The organism is Micromonospora sp. ABR4_055 (genome assembly GCF_056160425.1).
In genome coordinates this window covers 1-14,952 of sequence record NZ_JBSWXD010000160.1, presented here as the reverse complement: position 1 = coordinate 14,952, position 14,952 = coordinate 1, and the positions used below count along the sequence as shown (strand labels likewise).

Below are 14,952 nucleotides of genomic sequence, written 5' to 3'. Positions count from 1 at the left end.
GGCAAGGAGGATTGGGTGGACCTCGGTGTGTTGGTGGACTGGACCCCCAAAGGCGGCTACTCCTCCTGACGGATGCCATTTTTGCTGTCTGGTTCCCCGTATGGAACCCCGGCCAGCGGCATGTCGGGGGACCGGCCCTACCGTTGCAGCCGGACCGGTTCGCCGAACCCGCTGCGGCGGACGAGCCAGGCTTCGGTGATGTGCGTGAACATCGCCGCCGCGGCGCCTTCCGGGTCGTGCGCGGCGATGCGTTCGTAGATCCGCCGGTGGCCGCGGTTGAATGCCACGCAAAACTGGTGGTCTGGGACTGGAAATGCAGCGACCTGCCGTACGACGGTGGCATCGGCTACGGGGTGGCGAAGCGGACGACGGTGGGGGCGGCTGACCCGGCGGCAGTACGTGGCAGGTCAGGACGGCATGCCGCTGGGCGGTGCCCCGCCGGGCCCACCGCCGGCCGGTCCACCACCGCCGGGAGCGGCGCCACCACCGGTCGGTGCCGTCGTGGTGTCGACCGGCACGGCCAGCGTCGCCGCGTAGCCGGCCGAGACGTCACCCGTCACCGTGGCCAGCTGGCTCGCCCCGCCGTCGTCGCCGAAGACGTTGTCGGTGTCGAGGCTGAGCTGGGCGAGGTTGGTGACCGATGAGTCGTAGGCGGGTTCGGCGTACACGGTGTCGCAGACGTCCTGGGGGAGGGCGACCTGGGAGGTGGCGATGGCGTTGCCGGCGTCGGTGATGCTGGCCTCGTCGGGGTAGACCTCGAAGTGGATGTGCGGCCAGCGGCCGGTGTAGCAGGCGGGGAAGATGGTGGTGAAGGTGACCTTGCCGTCGGTGTCGGTGATCTGGACGCCGCGCAGGTAGTTCTGGTCGGTGACGCCTTCGGAGTACATGGAGTAGCGGCCTTCGCGGTCGCAGTGCCAGACGTAGACGGCGACGCCGGTGAACGGGGTGCCGTTGTTGGCGAGGTCGGTGACGGTGAGTTCGAGGGTCAGTGGTACGCCGTCGGCGGTTCCGCTGGATTCGCCGAAGCTGGAGCGGATGTCGCTGCGGACGACGCCGCTCTGTTCGAGGACGTCGGGCCCGTTGGAGCCGTCACCGGGGTACGGCCCGGCGGTCTCGTCCGGGATCTCGCCGGTCGCCGCAGCGGCCGCGGCCGCCGCCGAGGTGCCGCCGCTGGCGCCCGTGTTCGCGCTGCAGGCGGCGAGGCCGAGGGTCGCGGCCCCCAGGCCGAACGCCCGCAGCACCTGCCGGCGACCCAGCAGGGTGCCGAGGTCGAAGCCGAGGCCCTGGTCGACGATTTCCTCGTCGGGACGGGCCAGCGGACGTCCCTGGTAGCGCGGGGTGGTGTCCCGGCGGGAGTCGCGTCGCATCCGTTTCTCCGTTCGTGAAGAGGGCTCACTGTCGGGTGTCGTGCGGATCTGCGACCAACCCTCACCGCCGTTGCCCGCAGCCCGCTGGATCCCAGCTGGAAGTTGGCTGTGCCAGTCGGTACGCCAGGATGGGGAACGTGACGACGATGCCGGTACGGGACAGGGTCGAGGCGACGCTGCGGGCGTGGGACGGCTACGAGCGCCAACGTGGTGCCACCCCGGTGATCGACTACGACTGCGCGCCGCTCGACCCGGCCGCCCCACCGCCCACCCCCGCGACCAGCCGGTTCGCCGTACTGGCCGGACTGACCGCCGTCGCCGACGAACTGACTGCCGTCGCCGACGAGCCGGACTGCCGGGCCGACGACCGGCTGCGGGCCCGGGTCGACGCGGACATCACCTACCTGCGGGCCATGCTCGGCGAGCGGCTGCCGCTGACCGACTACATCCGGCGGACCCAGGGCTGCGGTGCGGCGGGCTGGCCGGACGACCACCTCGCGGCGGTCGGCGACCGGGCCCGCGCGAGCCTGGCCGACCTCGGCGTCGACTGGAACGACGGGCTCCCCGGCCAACTGGCCCGTGCCGAAGGGATCCTGCGTCGCCAGGACGTCCCGGACGCCATCGAGCAGGCGGCGGCCGAGCTGGAACCCCTCGTACGCGCGGCGACCGGCACCGCCGCGCCGTACCAGTTGACAATCGAACGGGTCGACGTCGACGCCTACTGGTCGTACTGGCTGGACGGGGCCGGCTCCGCCGCCCGGCTGCGGCTGAACCGGCAGCGCGCCGAGTTCACCGAGACGCAGGCCCGGGTGTTCGCGCTGCACGAGGTGCTCGGCCACGCTCTGCAGTCGGCCAGCTGGTACGCCCGATGGTCGACTGCGGACAACGGTGCGGTCCGCCTGCTGTCGGTGCACACGGACACCCAGGTGCTGCTGGAGGGCTTGGCGCAGGCGCTGCCGCTGTTCGTCACCGGCGACGACGCGGCGGCGGTGGCGCGGGTGCGGCTGACGCACTACACCCAACTGGTCCGGGCCGGGCTGCACAGGGCGGTCGACGACGGCGTGCCGGTCGCCGACTGCGTGGCGTGGGCCCGGCAGCGGGTGCCGTTCTGGTCCGACGAGGAGATCGGCGACGCGCTGACCGACCGCGGCGTCGACCCGCAGCTGCGGTCGTACCTGTGGGCGTACCCGGCCGGCGTCGACTGGTTCGTGGCGCTCGCCGACCGGGGCGACCCGCAGAGCCGTGCGGCGGTGCTGCGGGCCGCGTACCAGGGCCCGCTGGCCCCGGCCGACCTGACGGCGCTCTGGCCGACCGGACCGACCATCGGCGGACCCGGTGCCGACAGCTGACCCAACAGCGCGGATCAGTGTGGACGGTACGTCCCGACGTGTCCCGGTGCGGGTAGGGTGCGACCGTGACGAAGCGCAAGGGCGGTCGGGACGGGCAGCGGACGCAGGACCACCAGGATGGACAGCGGCGCAAGCGGATCGCCCTGCTGACCGGCGGTGCCGGGCTGGTCGTCGTCGTGGCGGTGCTGCTGACGGTGGTGCTGTGGCCGGACGATCCCGAGGAGCCCCGCGCCCGCGAGTACCGTGACGTCACCGCCTGCCTGCTCACCGGATCCGCCGGGGTGACCGACCCGGCCGCCGCACCGGTCTGGGCCGGCATGCAGGACGCGTCGCTGCAGACCCGGGCCAGGGTGCAGTTCCTCGAAGTCAACGGGCCGCAGACCGCCGACAACGCCGCCGGATACCTCGCCAGCCTGGCCGGCAGCCAGTGTCAGCTGGTCCTGGCCGTCGGCGAGGCGCCGACCGCCGCGACGGCCGGGGACGCCACCCGTTACCCGCAGGTCGACTTCGTACTCGTCGCCGAGGGCCAGCCGGCGGGCGACGCCAGCAACGTGACCGTGGTGTCCGACGCCGAGCCGGCCGCGATCCAGCAGCGGGTACGCGACCTGGTCGTGGCTGCGGTCGGTGACCCGGCCGACGACTGAGCCCGGGATTAAATCGCCGAGGGTTGATCTAAGTCAACCCTCCGTACGGATGCTTGTGCGATCCGCTAGCGCCGTCGGAGACTGTCCGATGTCGGCGTGATCAACGTCGGACAGTCTTTGTACACGGGGGAGGGCGGCCATGCGCCGTGCCATCAGTCGTGCATCCTGGTCAACGGCGGCCGGCCGGTGGCGCAGACCGACGCGCTCGGCAACGTCACCAAGTTCGGCTACGACGTCGGCGGCTACCGGAATGCGGGCCAGTGCTCCGGCCTTCAGGCCGGGGGTGAAGGCCCGCGCTGGGAGGGCCGCCAGAGCCCGAGCAGTGCTCTAAACTGGCCGGTTCTGCTGCTCGATGTACTGCGTCACGATGCTCAGTGGTGCGCCGCCGACGGAGCCGGCGAAGTACGAGCCCGACCAGAGTTTGTTGGCCCGGTGGTAGTGGCGGGCGAGTTCGGGGAACTTCCTGCCGCGGGCGGCGCGACGGGACGCCCTTGAGTGAGTTGACCAGGCGGGAAACGGCGACTTCGGGTGGGTGGTCGACCCGCAGGTGGACGTGGTTGTGGCCGCCGTTGAACTCGACCAGTTCGGCCTCGAAGTCGCGGCACACGTCCCGCATGATGGCTTCCATGCGGGTCAGGTGCCGGTCGGCGAACACCGTGTGCCGGAACCTCGTCACGAAAACCAAGTGGACGTGCATCGCGAAGACGCAGTGCCTGCCGGTACGGATACCCTCGAGTTCTGTCATAGACCAACGTGATATCGTGTGGTTCGTGCAGCTTCGGTACCAGTTCCGGGTCTACCCGACACCCGGCCAGCAGATCGCGCTGGCCCGGGCGTTCGGATGCGCCCGGGTGGTGTTCAACGACGGGCTGCGCGCACGGCAGACGGCACGCGAGCAGGGTCTGCCGTACGTGTCGGACGCTGAGCTGTCGAAGCGGGTCATCACGCGGGCCAAGGCGACTCCGGAGCGGGCGTGGCTGGGCGAGGTGTCGGCGGTGGTGTTGCAGCAGGCCCTCGCGGACCTGAACACCGCGTACCGCAACTTCTTCCACTCCGTGTCGGGCAGACGTAAAGGCCGCACGGTGGCGCCGCCGAGGTTCCGGTCCCGTAAGGACAACCGGCAGGCCATCCGTTTCACCCGTAACTCCCGGTTCACGGTCCTGGACAACGGCCGTCTGCGGCTGCCGAGGATCGGCGACCTCACGGTCCGCTGGTCCCGGTCGTTGCCGTCGGACCCGTCGTCCGTGACGGTCATCCGGGACGCGGCCGGGCGGTACTTCGCCTCGTTCGTCGTGCGGGCCACGGACGAGCCACTGCCCGAGGTGGACTCGGAGGTCGGCATTGATTTGGGGCTGACGCACTTCGCGGTCATGTCCGACGGCACGAAGGTCGCCGCGCCGAGGTTCCTGCGCCGCGCGGCCCGCAAGCTCAAACGGCTGCAACAGGCCCTGTCCCGCAAACAGCGGGGCAGCAACCGCCGTGGGAAGGCTGTCGTGAAGGTCGCCAGGGCGCACGCCCGGGTGGCCGACACCCGGCGGGACTGGCAGCACAAGCTGTCCACGACGATCATCCGTGAGAATCAAGCGGTGTACGTCGAGGACCTGTGTGTCGCCGGTCTCGGCCGGACCCGGCTTGCCAGGTCCGTCCACGACGCCGGATGGTCGTCGTTCGTCGCCATGCTGGAGTACAGGGCCGCGAGATACGGACGCACGTTCGCCCGGGTGGACCGGTGGCTCCCGTCCACCCGGATGTGCTCGGACTGCGGCCGGATCAACGAGAAGATGGCGTTGGACGTCCGGTCGTGGGTCTGTCCGTGTGGCGGTCACCACGACCGGGACGTCAACGCCGCGATCAACATCAAGGCCGCCGGGCAGGCGGACTTCAACGACCGTGGAGCGCGGGTAGGACCGGGACCCGTCCCGGCACCGCGCGGTGAAACGGTAACCCACCAGAACACTGCGCGTGTCACGCGCAGCGTGGCTGGAATCGCCGCCGATTAGGGCGGCGAGGATGTCAAAGCGACGTCGAGCACGATCTGACCGGCCGGGTCCTGGCCACCGCCATGTACGACGCGGCCGGCGTGCAGCTGGTGCGGGAGACCACCAGCTACGACCGGGCCGGCAACGTGACCGCCGCGACCGACGGGCGCGGCACCACCGCCACCTTCGAGTACGACGCCACCGGTGCGCTCACGAAGCACACCCAGCCGATCTCCGGCTCCGACGACATCGTCACCACGTTCGGCTACGACCTGTCCGGCAACCGGACCCGGTTCACCGACGGGCGCGGCAACGCCTTTTGGACCGGGTACAACCCGTGGCATCTGCCGGAGAAGCAGATCGAGCCGTCGACCACCGCGCACCCGGCGGCGGCCGACCGGACGTTCAGCGTCGCCTACGACGCCGCCGGCCGACCGGTGACCCAGTTCCTGCCCGGCGGGGTCACCATCAGCAGCGAGTACGACGAGATGGGCCAGCTGCTGCGTCAGGAAGGCTCCGGCGCGGAGGCGACGACCGTCGACCGGGTCTTCGACTACGACCTCGGCGGCCGGATGACCGAGTTCTCCGGTGGCGGTGGCACCAACACGATCAGCTACGACGACCGGGACCTGCCGCTGTCGATCAGCGGCCCGGTCGGCAACTCGACGTTCACGTACAACGGCAGCGGGCAGTTGGCCAGCCGGCAGGACGCGGCCGGCACCACCAGCTACGGCTACGACACCGCCGGGCGGCTGGCCGGCCTGACCAACCCGACCGCCGGCGTGACCATGGGCTACGCGTACAACAACCTGTCCCAGGTTTCGCAGATCACCTACGGAGGCACCGGCAACCGCCGGGAGTTCACCTTCGACGACCTGCACCGGCTCACCGAGGACAGGTTGGAAACCTCCGGTGGTACGCAGATCGCGGCGATCGGCTACGGCTGGGACGGAAACGACAACCTGATCTCGAAGACGACCACCGGGTTCGGTGGTGCCGCCGTCACCAACACCTACAGTTACGACCTGGCCGACCGGTTGACGTCGTGGAACAACGGTTCGGCGACCGTGGTGTACGCGTACGACAAGGCCGGTAACCGGGTGCAGAACGGCGTCAAGCTGTTCACCTACGACCAGCGGAACCGGCTGCTGACCGCCGACGGGACGGCGTACACGTACACCGCCCGTGGCACCCTCGCCGCCGCCGGCACCGTCGCCACGACCGCCGACGCGTTCGGCCAGGTGCACAGCCAGCAGACCGGCGGCGGTGGGCCGGCCCGCACGTACGACTACGACGGGTTGGGGCGGGCGGTACGGCCGGGGTTCGCGTACACCGGGGTCGGTAACGACCTGGCGGCGGATGACACGGCGACGTACGTGCGGGGGCCGTCGGGTGAGGTGGTGGCCGGTACGGCGGGTGGGACGCAGCGGTTGGTGTGGACGGATCTGCACACCGACGTGGTGGGTCAGTTCACGACGACCGGCACCACCCTCGCCGGGGCGACGACGTACGACCCGTTGGGCAAGGTGCTCGCCAGTACCGGGATGGTCGGGAGTCTGGGTTACCAGTCGGAGTGGACCGACGCGGTGACGTCGCGGGTGAACATGCACGCCCGCTGGTACAACACCGACACCGGGCAGTTCGACACCCGCGACTCGGCCGCGAACAGCCCGGTGCCGGACTCGATCGCCGCGAACCGCTACCAGTACGGCGACGGCACGCCGTTGACGACGATCGACCCGACCGGGCACTGGGGCAACCCGTTGAAGGCGGCGGCGAAGCTGGCGTCGAAGACGACGTCGAAGGTGTCCAGCGTCACCCGCCGGGCGGTGTCCAGCGTGTCGAGCTACGGCAGCGCCGCCTACCAGAAGGCGAAGAAGGTCACCAAGACCGCGGCGAAGAAGGTCACCACCGCCGCGAAGAAGAAGGTCAACCAGGTCAAGGCCAAGGCCGCCAAGGTCAAGAACAAGGTCAAGAAGACGTACGCCAAGGCGAAGAAGGCGGTCAAGAAGAAGGTCAACCAGGCGAAGAAGTACGTGGCGAAGAAGGTCGCCAAGGCGAAACAGAAGGTGAAACAGAAAGTCGCCCAGGTGAAGCAGGCGGCGAAGAAGGTCGCGGCGAAGGCGACCCGGGTGGTGAAAAAGACCGTCAGCGTGGTGAAGGACGCGGCGAACGCCACCAAGAAGTGGGTGGTGGAGCACAAGGACACCATCCTGGAGGTCGCCGCGATCGCCGGCGCGGTCGTGGCCGGGTTGGCGTGTACGGCGGTGACCGCCGGTGCGGGCGCGGTGGCGTGCATGGTGGGTGCGGGTGCGTTGATCAACCTGGCGAAGGATGTGGCGCAGGGCGATATCCACTCCGTCGGTGACGCGCTCGGCTCCCTCGGCACCGGGGCGATCATGGGCCTGGCCGGTGGTGCCGGTGGGGCGATCGCGGCGAAGGTCGGTACGGCGATCGCCGCCAAGGCCGGCTCGGGGGTTACCGCCCGGTTGGCCAGCGACGCGGTGGAGAACGGCATCTCCGATGTCATCTCCCAGGCCGCCACCACCGGACGGGTCGACCTCAGAGCCGCCGCCCTCGGGTCGGTGCCGGGACTCAACCTGATCGGCCGCAAGGGCGGCGGAGCAGGCCCCGCACGGGCTCCACCGGGACGCGGCGGCAGCACCGCCGGTCCGTCCGGCGGCGGCGGGTCAGGTCCGGGTTGTCGTACGCACAGTGTCGCCCCCGACACCCGGGTCCTGATGGCCGACGGCACTACCCGCCCCATCGCCGACATCAATGTCGGCGACCAGGTGGTGGCCACTGACCCGGTGTCCGGCACGTCGTTGCCGAAACCGGTCACCCAACTGCACCGCAACACCGACCGCGAGCTGACCGACGTCCGGGTCCGCACCAGCGACGGCACCTCCACCGTGGTGGAGACGACACCGAACCATCCCTTCTGGGACGACAACCGGCAGGCATGGGTCAACGCCGGCGACCTCAAGCCGGGTGCCAAGCTGCGGGTGGCGGGTCGCGGCGAGGTCACGGTGGTGTCGGTCCAGACACGCCGGGACGAGCGGGAGATGCGCGACCTGACAGTCGCCCACACCCACACGTACCATGTCATCGCGGGCGACCACCCCGTCCTCGTCCACAACTGCGGCACGGGGCCGATCAAACCGACTCGTACCTTCCGGACCGAATCGGCCATTGACCATCAGCCGCAAGGTCCGCTTCCCCGGTCGGCCTTCAACGAAAATGGTCGAAACTTGTCAGATGGTGACCATCATTACGTGGTAATGAGAAATGGTTCAGTACGGTCGATGCGCAGCGCTGACATGCACGCGATCGATGCAACAGCTGGCCACACTAGTCTGTCGGAAGGTGAGCCGGTTTTCATGGCCGGACACTTCCAGGTCAAGGAGGGCCGTATAACCGAGTTTGACAACTGGTCTGGCCATTATTCGCCGAACAATGCAATCCCGGGTTATCAACCAATCTCGGACGTCGCCAGGGATGCTCTCGAAAATAACGGGTTCCGGGGTGCCCGAAGTGCGGATTGGGACGATATTCTCGAGTGAGACTTGTGGACAGGTCTATGATTGAGGGGTACTAGTTTGTCGATGAATCATGGTTATGGATGGCGGATTCTGTGAACTTCTTGGCGATGATCGAGCGGCTTTCGCGGATTCGCGGCCAGAGCTTCGACGATTTGATGCGAGTCGCCGGAGTGGATCCCTTGATGGTCGATGCGGCCATCAAGGGTGACGTGCTCGGTCAGTCGAGCCTACAACGACTCGCGCGTGTGCTTGACATGCACGCGGCGGATCTCTTCGTGGTGGCTGGCATCGAAGTTCCTAGCAACCTTGCGCCACTTTCGGCTCCGGCTGGTCCGGTCTTGGATCATCTTGTGAGAACGGCTCTTCGTCTGCCCGCCGAGCGACTTGAGCAGCTCCTCAGGGTGGCGAGATCGGTGCCAAGGCGGGACTCGGTGGCGTTGACGGTGCGCAAGCGCGACAACTTCCCTTATGGTCCGGGATCTGTCATCGTGGGCATGCTCCGTAACCGGAATCTGAACAACCTAAACTCCGTAAAAATGCTGTACCGGCTTGCCGGAATTGGGCCACTATCGTCGGCGACAATACATGCATTTGGATCTGGCCGTAAGGAGCTTAGTCCGGACTTTCTGGCTGGTTTTGCGGCTGTGCTCGCCCTACGGGGCGATGAGTTGGCGGCGCTTCTTGATGTCGAGCCGGTTGACGTTAAAATACCTGTGGATGTCGCAATACGTCAGGTGGCGGAGTTGCTTTGGGATGTGCGCCATTTGAATAACGATCAGCTCCGCAATATCCAGGAGGAATTCGGCGCGATTAACTGATCGTGTGTGTTTGGATCGGGGCTTCTTGTATTGGGCTAAGTGGGTACAGTGGGAATGCATTCTTCGGGCGACTACATGGCATGACCTGTGGCGCTGATGTACGCAGTCGCCCATTTGGCTTGCTGTCGCGGCTGATCTATTGCGATCATGAATTCTCGGAGATCCGCAGTGTGCACGGACCGCCTGAGAGGGCAGTTCGGAAGATTACGTCCTTTTCGGGGCGAGAGTGAATACTCCGGGTTCGTCTTCGGTGAGGACGCGGCGGTTGACCATGCGTTTGAGCTTCGCGCGGGTGCCTTCGACGTGTTTCGGTGAGGGCTCGACGCCGAGTGCGAGGCAGATGCCCTTCGCCCGCATCCCGGCGGGTGTGGCGGCGAGGACTTCCAGGATCTGCTGGTAGGGGGTGCTGGCGATCGTCGGGTCGTCGGCGGTGAACTCGGTGGCGGCGAGCGTGCGCAGGGTGGTGCGGGTGGTCGCCAGGGCGGCCAGTTCGCTGTTGACGCGGCCGAGTTCGGCGGTGAGTGTGGCGATCTGGGCGGTTTCGATGAATGTGTGCTCGACGCGGTTCGTGCCACTGGGGCAGTAAGCCCAACCAGGGTTCATGGTTATGCAGGTCGCGTCGGACAAGGACTTGTGCCAGTTGGGTTGGCTGCTTCGAACCACGTCATCCTGATGGTTGCCGTTCTTGGTCAGATTTTTGAGGCGTACGATGACTTCTTGGCGCTTTATGGCGAGAACGGGAAGATGGCACTATGGAATATCTACCATCGGGTAAAAGTGGTTCACCTGCCGATGGCGTAGTCTGCGAGTTTCGGTGTCGCAGTCTCTTGCGTCGTCAGACAGTGCGACGGTCCTCATTGCCCTTCGGAAGCATGACCGGATTTGCTGGGTTGGCCGGTGCCGCGGGCCTGTCGAGATTTCGCGAATGAACTCGTTGCCTGCTGATCTTCTTGGCATTCTGAGATGTGCCGGTTGGGGACCGGGTAGGAATGTGGATATTGGCGATTTGGTTGAGCTATTGCGTTCGTGTGGGTTTGTTATGTCGGCACCGGCCTTAGACTTCTTGAGAGAGCTTGGGTTTCCAGTAGGGCAGCCGTACTTCGTGACCTGACCGGTGCGGTGGGGTATGGACGGACAGGATGTGCGGCGACGGAGACGGCCACCGCATGATCGTCCGGTGTTGTGTGGACAACGAAGGATCACGAGGTGGCCGCAGCGGCCATGGTAGAGGCCGGTCGGGTCGAGGAGAACCTCGCCACGCTGATGGGAGACCTCGGCGCGTGTTTCGCCCGGGTCGAACCACTACGGCAGGCCGGCAAGTACGTCCGTGGCCTGATCGCCGACCTGCCACGCAAGAACTGCTGGACCCTGGCCGAACACGCCGGGGACACCACCCCCGACCGGATGCAACGACTCCTCGAACGCGCGGTCTGGGACACCGACAAGGCGATGGGCGTGGTCCGTGACTTCGCCGTGGCACGCCTGGCCGACCCGGACGGCGACAACACGCTGATCTTCGACGAGAGCGGCGTGGAGAAGACCGGCACCGGCACGTGCGGCGTGACCCGCCAGTACGTGGGCTGCGCGGGAAAGGTCACCAACGCCGTCAACCTGGTCAACGCCACCTACGCCACCCGCGCCGGCCACGCCCTGGTCGGCTCCCGCCTGTGGATCCCCGCCGCCCACCTCGACGACGACGCCCGCCGCGCCGCCACCGGCGTCCCCGCCGACACCGAGTTCGCGACCAAACCCCGACTCGCCGCCGACCTGCTCACCGAGACACTCGACGCCGGCGTACCCGTGCGGTGGTGCACCGCCGACGCCGTCTACGGCCGGGACCGGCGACTACGCGACACCTGCGAGACCCGGGGTATCGGCTACAGCCTCGGCGTGCCGTGCTCGTTCCGGATCACCCTGCCCGGCTGGAAGACGAAGATCCGCGCCGACACCGCTGCCACCACCCTGACCACCGACACCGCCTGGCAGACCATGTCCTGCGGGGCGGGTTCCAAAGGCGACCGCTGGTACGCGTGGGCGTGGATCGCCACCGCCAGCCCCCGCCACTACCTGCTCGTGCGCCGGAGCCTGGCTGACCCCGACGACCTGGCCTACTTCTACTGCTGGATACCGGAGCGTCTTCCGGCGACCCTGACCGCGTTGGTGAGGGTGACCGGCCGGCGGTGGACGATCGAGGAGGACCACGGGTTCGACCAGTTCCAGAACCGGCTCCACACCCCGATCATGCGGCACATCGTGCTGGTCATGGCCGCGCTCGCCGTCTGCGCGGTCACCGCCGCCGACGCCGCGGCCGGGACCACGCCACCGCCCCGACCCACCCACCCCAGCGAACCACCACCGGCCGACCTCGGACTCATCCGGCTGACCGTTGTCGAGATCAAGAGGCTGTACAACCTCGCTACCAGAGCCTGGCACAGCCTCGAACACCATCTCCGCTGGTCCTGGTGGCGCCGCCGCCATCAAGCCCGCGCCCGCTGGTACCACTACCGATCCAGACTCACATGATCAAGTCACGAAGTACGGCTGCCCTACTAGGGTTGGAGCATGAGCCGAGTATCATCCTTCACGGCAAGAAGTCGTCGTGTTGGACCACTTTTGATCCGACTGTTGTTGCGACGCATCGCGATGCGCGCATCGCTGATAGATGCTCCTCTGTTGTTGGGAAAAGTCTGTGTCCGGTAGGTGTGGACGGATTTCATTTCACAATCTATATGACCAACGAGGGCTCCTTGCTTGCTGGTCGCGACGCGTCGGTATATCGCTATGCTGAATCGATTCAAGGATTGCTGAGGGCTATGTTTGATGGGTCTCGCCCCACGAAGATTGCCGATTGGGTGATTGACTAGAATCTGGTTGCGGCCGCTACGGGCTGGGGTCAGATCGACCGCTAATCGTCTTCTCGGGCCGCAATTCGCGCTGGATCTCGCTGGGCTCGGTCCCAATCGGTGACGCCAGCATCGCTGAGTAAGTAAGGACGGCAGATTGTTGCCAGCAGCGAAGGTGGAGACGCTGGCAGGTGCGAGCCAGCCGATGGCGTGGCTGTTCGCCGTACCTGGCGGAGGTGCCTGCGGGGTAGGCGGTCGCGGGTTGCGGTCAGAGCTGGCGGAACTCGCCCTTTTCCGCGCCGTCGAGGAAACAGTCCCACTCCTCGGGGGTGAAGATGAGGACAGGACCGTCGGGACTCTTGGAGTCGCGGAGCGCGTACGCCTGACCCAGGTTGGCGACCTCGACGCAGCCACCGTTCGCGGATGACTTCCTGCTCTTGCGTCAGACGGCAGTGCTGAGGTCGAGGTCGGGGGTCACGTGCTGCTCCTCGTCGGTCAACCCGTGGCGCAGGTCAGGGCGGTGATCAGCTTGGCGCTCTCGGGCGGGCTGAGCGCGGCGGCTGTGATGTGGTTGTACGCCAGGTTACACCGACGCAGGTCCGCGTCACGTTCGAGATAGAGGCCGCCGGCCTGGCCTTCCACGTAGACGACGGGGGAGTGGCTGTCCTCCTCGAAGTCGAAGATCGTGAACGCGCCGAGCTCACCCGGGGCACCCCCGTGAACGATCGAGGCTAGGAAGGCAGGGTTATCCGACTTCGGTTTTTAGTCGGCGGCCGGGTTCGTACGGTTGGGCGGGGCGTTGGAAGCAGGCTCCGCTGACGCGCGTGGCGATGGTGCGGATGTGTCGGAATCCTTGGTCGCGGTAGTAGGCGTGTAACCGTTGGTTTGTCGTCCATGCGTCGAGGCGTAGCCAGGTGAGGCCGGCATCGTAGGCTCTGCCGGCTGCCCAGTCGAGGAGCTCGGTGCCAATGCCGTCGCCGGAGCGAGCAAGCGGGAGCATCATTTTCGCGGCGTAGAGCGCGTCGGCCGGGTCATCTTCCGGGTACCAGAGAGCCTCGGGGTCGCGGTCCGGTTTCCAGAGCCCGTCGACGTCGACGTAGGCGGTGAGGGTGATGGTGGCGGCCGGGGTTTCACCGTCGAAGACCATCCAGGTCTGCCCGGCGGAGACGGTCGCGGCGACGGCAGACCGGGGTAGTGGGATCGACCACTGGTCTTCTCCCCGAGCTGCGAGCCATGCCTCTCGTTCGCGTCGCCAGCTCATGATGACGTCGACGTCGCTGAGCTGTGCGGGACGGATGATCATTGCGGGTCCTCGCTGGCACGGACTTTGGCGATGACGTCGGGGTCGCCGAGGGTGTACAGGAGCCGGTTGCGGTCGGCGGCGAAGGTGGAGACGCTGACGCGTACGGGCCGGTCCGGGGTGTAGCCGGTTCGGAGCCAGCGGAGGACGGGTGTGCCGGCGGCCAGGGCGAGAGTCGTCACCTCGTCGGGTGCTGGCATCGCTGCGATGATCTCGTCGTCGTAGGCGATCTGTGGGTGTCCGCGTTCGGCGAGGAGTCTGGTGGTGCCTTGCGGGATGTCACGTGGCGACAGCAGCTCGGGCACCTGGTCGCAGAGGTCCATCGGGTAGTAGGTGTCCTGGATCGAGGACGGCTGGCCGTTGACCGCGCGTACGCAGCGGCGGACGGCTGCTGGTGAGTCGGCGGGCACGCCGAGGCGTTCTGCCAGTCCGTCCGGCACTTCCGCGATGCGTAGCTCGAACGTCTGGGTAGGTTCGTGGCCTTGGTCGCGGACCTCGCTGAACCACGCGTCGGACTCGCTGACCGGTCCGGGCATCTCTGCGCGGCTGGCATGGAAGGCGAGCGTGACTCGGTCGCGGACGATGATGCCGCCGGTACGGCCGGGCACCGACTCGACCAGGCCTTCGTTGATGAGGACCGCGGTGGCGAGTCGCACGGTGTTGCGGGAGACCCGGTGCAGATCCTGCAGCTTGCTCTCGGTCGGCAGGTGGTCGCCTGGCTTGAGCACGCCGTTGATGATCTGTGCGCGTAGCTCGTCTGCGATCTTGCGGTACAGCGGTGGCACGGCCACGGTCTCCTCGATTGGTTCCAACGTTTCTCATTCGCAGTCTTGACTGTCGTTGGCTGCACTGCAAAGGTTGGTACCAATCCAACCTTACACAAGGTGCTCGCGTCATGATCAGGTGGTAGTGATGAGCCATGCCCGCGAAATGCTGAGGGAGATGGAGCGCGTACACCGTGCCCTTGCCCAGACCCGGCTCCACCTTGCCGGCCTCGACCAGGCCGACGGTGCACGCGACCTAGACGAGTAGTTCCGAAGTCAGGGGTCGATGTCCGGGCATGAGGAGAGGGCATCCAAGATCATGTTGTGACGCAAGACCTGGACACCC

11 protein-coding genes and 3 pseudogenes are annotated in these 14,952 nt (G+C 67.1%); 6 read left to right on the top strand and 8 right to left on the bottom strand.

Annotated elements, in window-relative coordinates; translation table 11 throughout:
• Nucleotides 1-137: 137 nt before the first annotated feature.
• Nucleotides 138-317: pseudogene (locus ACXAHD_RS26945) on the bottom strand (FCD domain-containing protein); the annotation flags it as partial.
• Nucleotides 318-407: 90 nt separating this feature from the next.
• Nucleotides 408-1,367: an intradiol ring-cleavage dioxygenase gene (locus tag ACXAHD_RS26940; RefSeq protein ID WP_289213232.1), complete on the bottom strand. Its 960-nt coding sequence runs from the start codon at nt 1,365-1,367 to the stop codon at nt 408-410.
• Nucleotides 1,368-1,504: 137 nt separating this feature from the next.
• Here ACXAHD_RS26940 and ACXAHD_RS26935 point away from each other — a divergent pair, with 137 nt between their 5' ends.
• A complete protein-coding gene (locus tag ACXAHD_RS26935; protein ID WP_475054064.1) occupies nt 1,505-2,716 on the top strand; it encodes a hypothetical protein in 1,212 nt (403 codons plus the stop codon).
• Between the two features lie 65 nt (nt 2,717-2,781).
• On the top strand, nt 2,782-3,360 hold the full coding sequence (locus ACXAHD_RS26930; RefSeq protein WP_475054062.1) for a type 1 periplasmic-binding domain-containing protein: 579 nt from the start codon (nt 2,782-2,784) through the stop codon (nt 3,358-3,360).
• A 327-nt stretch (nt 3,361-3,687) separates the two neighbouring features.
• On the opposite strand, the pseudogene tnpA reads toward ACXAHD_RS26930, so the two are convergent.
• Nucleotides 3,688-4,105, bottom strand: a pseudogene (gene tnpA, locus ACXAHD_RS26925) (IS200/IS605 family transposase).
• A 25-nt stretch (nt 4,106-4,130) separates the two neighbouring features.
• Here tnpA and ACXAHD_RS26920 point away from each other — a divergent pair.
• The 3 genes from ACXAHD_RS26920 (at nt 4,131) to ACXAHD_RS26910 (ending at nt 9,699) form a co-directional block, all read left to right on the top strand.
• On the top strand, nt 4,131-5,360 hold the full coding sequence (locus tag ACXAHD_RS26920; protein WP_475054060.1) for an RNA-guided endonuclease InsQ/TnpB family protein: 1,230 nt from the start codon (nt 4,131-4,133) through the stop codon (nt 5,358-5,360).
• A gap of 62 nt (nt 5,361-5,422) precedes the next feature.
• Nucleotides 5,423-8,902: a polymorphic toxin-type HINT domain-containing protein gene (locus tag ACXAHD_RS26915; RefSeq protein ID WP_475054057.1), complete on the top strand. Its 3,480-nt coding sequence runs from the start codon at nt 5,423-5,425 to the stop codon at nt 8,900-8,902.
• Nucleotides 8,903-8,961: 59 nt separating this feature from the next.
• Complete coding sequence (locus tag ACXAHD_RS26910; protein WP_475054054.1) at nt 8,962-9,699, top strand: XRE family transcriptional regulator; 738 nt, start codon at nt 8,962-8,964, stop codon at nt 9,697-9,699.
• Between the two features lie 204 nt (nt 9,700-9,903).
• On the opposite strand, the gene ACXAHD_RS26905 is transcribed toward ACXAHD_RS26910, so the two are convergent.
• Nucleotides 9,904-10,302, bottom strand: a complete 399-nt coding sequence (locus ACXAHD_RS26905) for a hypothetical protein (RefSeq protein WP_475054051.1) — start codon at nt 10,300-10,302, stop codon at nt 9,904-9,906.
• Between the two features lie 603 nt (nt 10,303-10,905).
• Between ACXAHD_RS26905 and ACXAHD_RS26900 the strand changes: the two genes are divergently transcribed.
• Complete coding sequence (locus ACXAHD_RS26900) at nt 10,906-12,222, top strand: IS701 family transposase (RefSeq protein ID WP_475054048.1); 1,317 nt, start codon at nt 10,906-10,908, stop codon at nt 12,220-12,222.
• Between the two features lie 588 nt (nt 12,223-12,810).
• On the opposite strand, the pseudogene ACXAHD_RS26895 reads toward ACXAHD_RS26900, so the two are convergent.
• From ACXAHD_RS26895 to ACXAHD_RS26880, 4 genes and pseudogenes are all read right to left on the bottom strand, one after another.
• Nucleotides 12,811-12,972, bottom strand: a pseudogene (locus ACXAHD_RS26895) (DUF397 domain-containing protein); the annotation flags it as partial.
• A 65-nt stretch (nt 12,973-13,037) separates the two neighbouring features.
• Nucleotides 13,038-13,268: a Scr1 family TA system antitoxin-like transcriptional regulator gene (locus ACXAHD_RS26890; protein ID WP_281555636.1), complete on the bottom strand. Its 231-nt coding sequence runs from the start codon at nt 13,266-13,268 to the stop codon at nt 13,038-13,040.
• A gap of 19 nt (nt 13,269-13,287) precedes the next feature.
• Nucleotides 13,288-13,845 (bottom strand): GNAT family N-acetyltransferase, encoded by a 558-nt coding sequence (locus ACXAHD_RS26885; protein ID WP_281550676.1) that lies wholly within the window; start codon nt 13,843-13,845, stop codon nt 13,288-13,290.
• Nucleotides 13,842-14,654 (bottom strand): GntR family transcriptional regulator, encoded by an 813-nt coding sequence (locus tag ACXAHD_RS26880; RefSeq protein WP_475054045.1) that lies wholly within the window; start codon nt 14,652-14,654, stop codon nt 13,842-13,844. Before ACXAHD_RS26880 ends, ACXAHD_RS26885 begins: the two co-directional genes overlap by 4 nt.
• Nucleotides 14,655-14,952 lie beyond the last annotated feature (298 nt).

Bases quoted from the DNA above. Each gene is read 5' to 3' on its own strand.
- ACXAHD_RS26940 (WP_289213232.1), bottom strand. From the start codon at position 1,367: ATGCGACGCGACTCCCGCCGGGACACCACCCCGCGCTACCAGGGACGT.
- ACXAHD_RS26915 (WP_475054057.1), top strand. From the start codon at position 5,423: ATGTACGACGCGGCCGGCGTGCAGCTGGTGCGGGAGACCACCAGCTAC.
- ACXAHD_RS26910 (WP_475054054.1), top strand. From the start codon at position 8,962: ATGGCGGATTCTGTGAACTTCTTGGCGATGATCGAGCGGCTTTCGCGG.
- ACXAHD_RS26905 (WP_475054051.1), bottom strand. From the start codon at position 10,302: ATGAACCCTGGTTGGGCTTACTGCCCCAGTGGCACGAACCGCGTCGAG.
- ACXAHD_RS26885 (WP_281550676.1), bottom strand. From the start codon at position 13,845: ATGATCATCCGTCCCGCACAGCTCAGCGACGTCGACGTCATCATGAGC.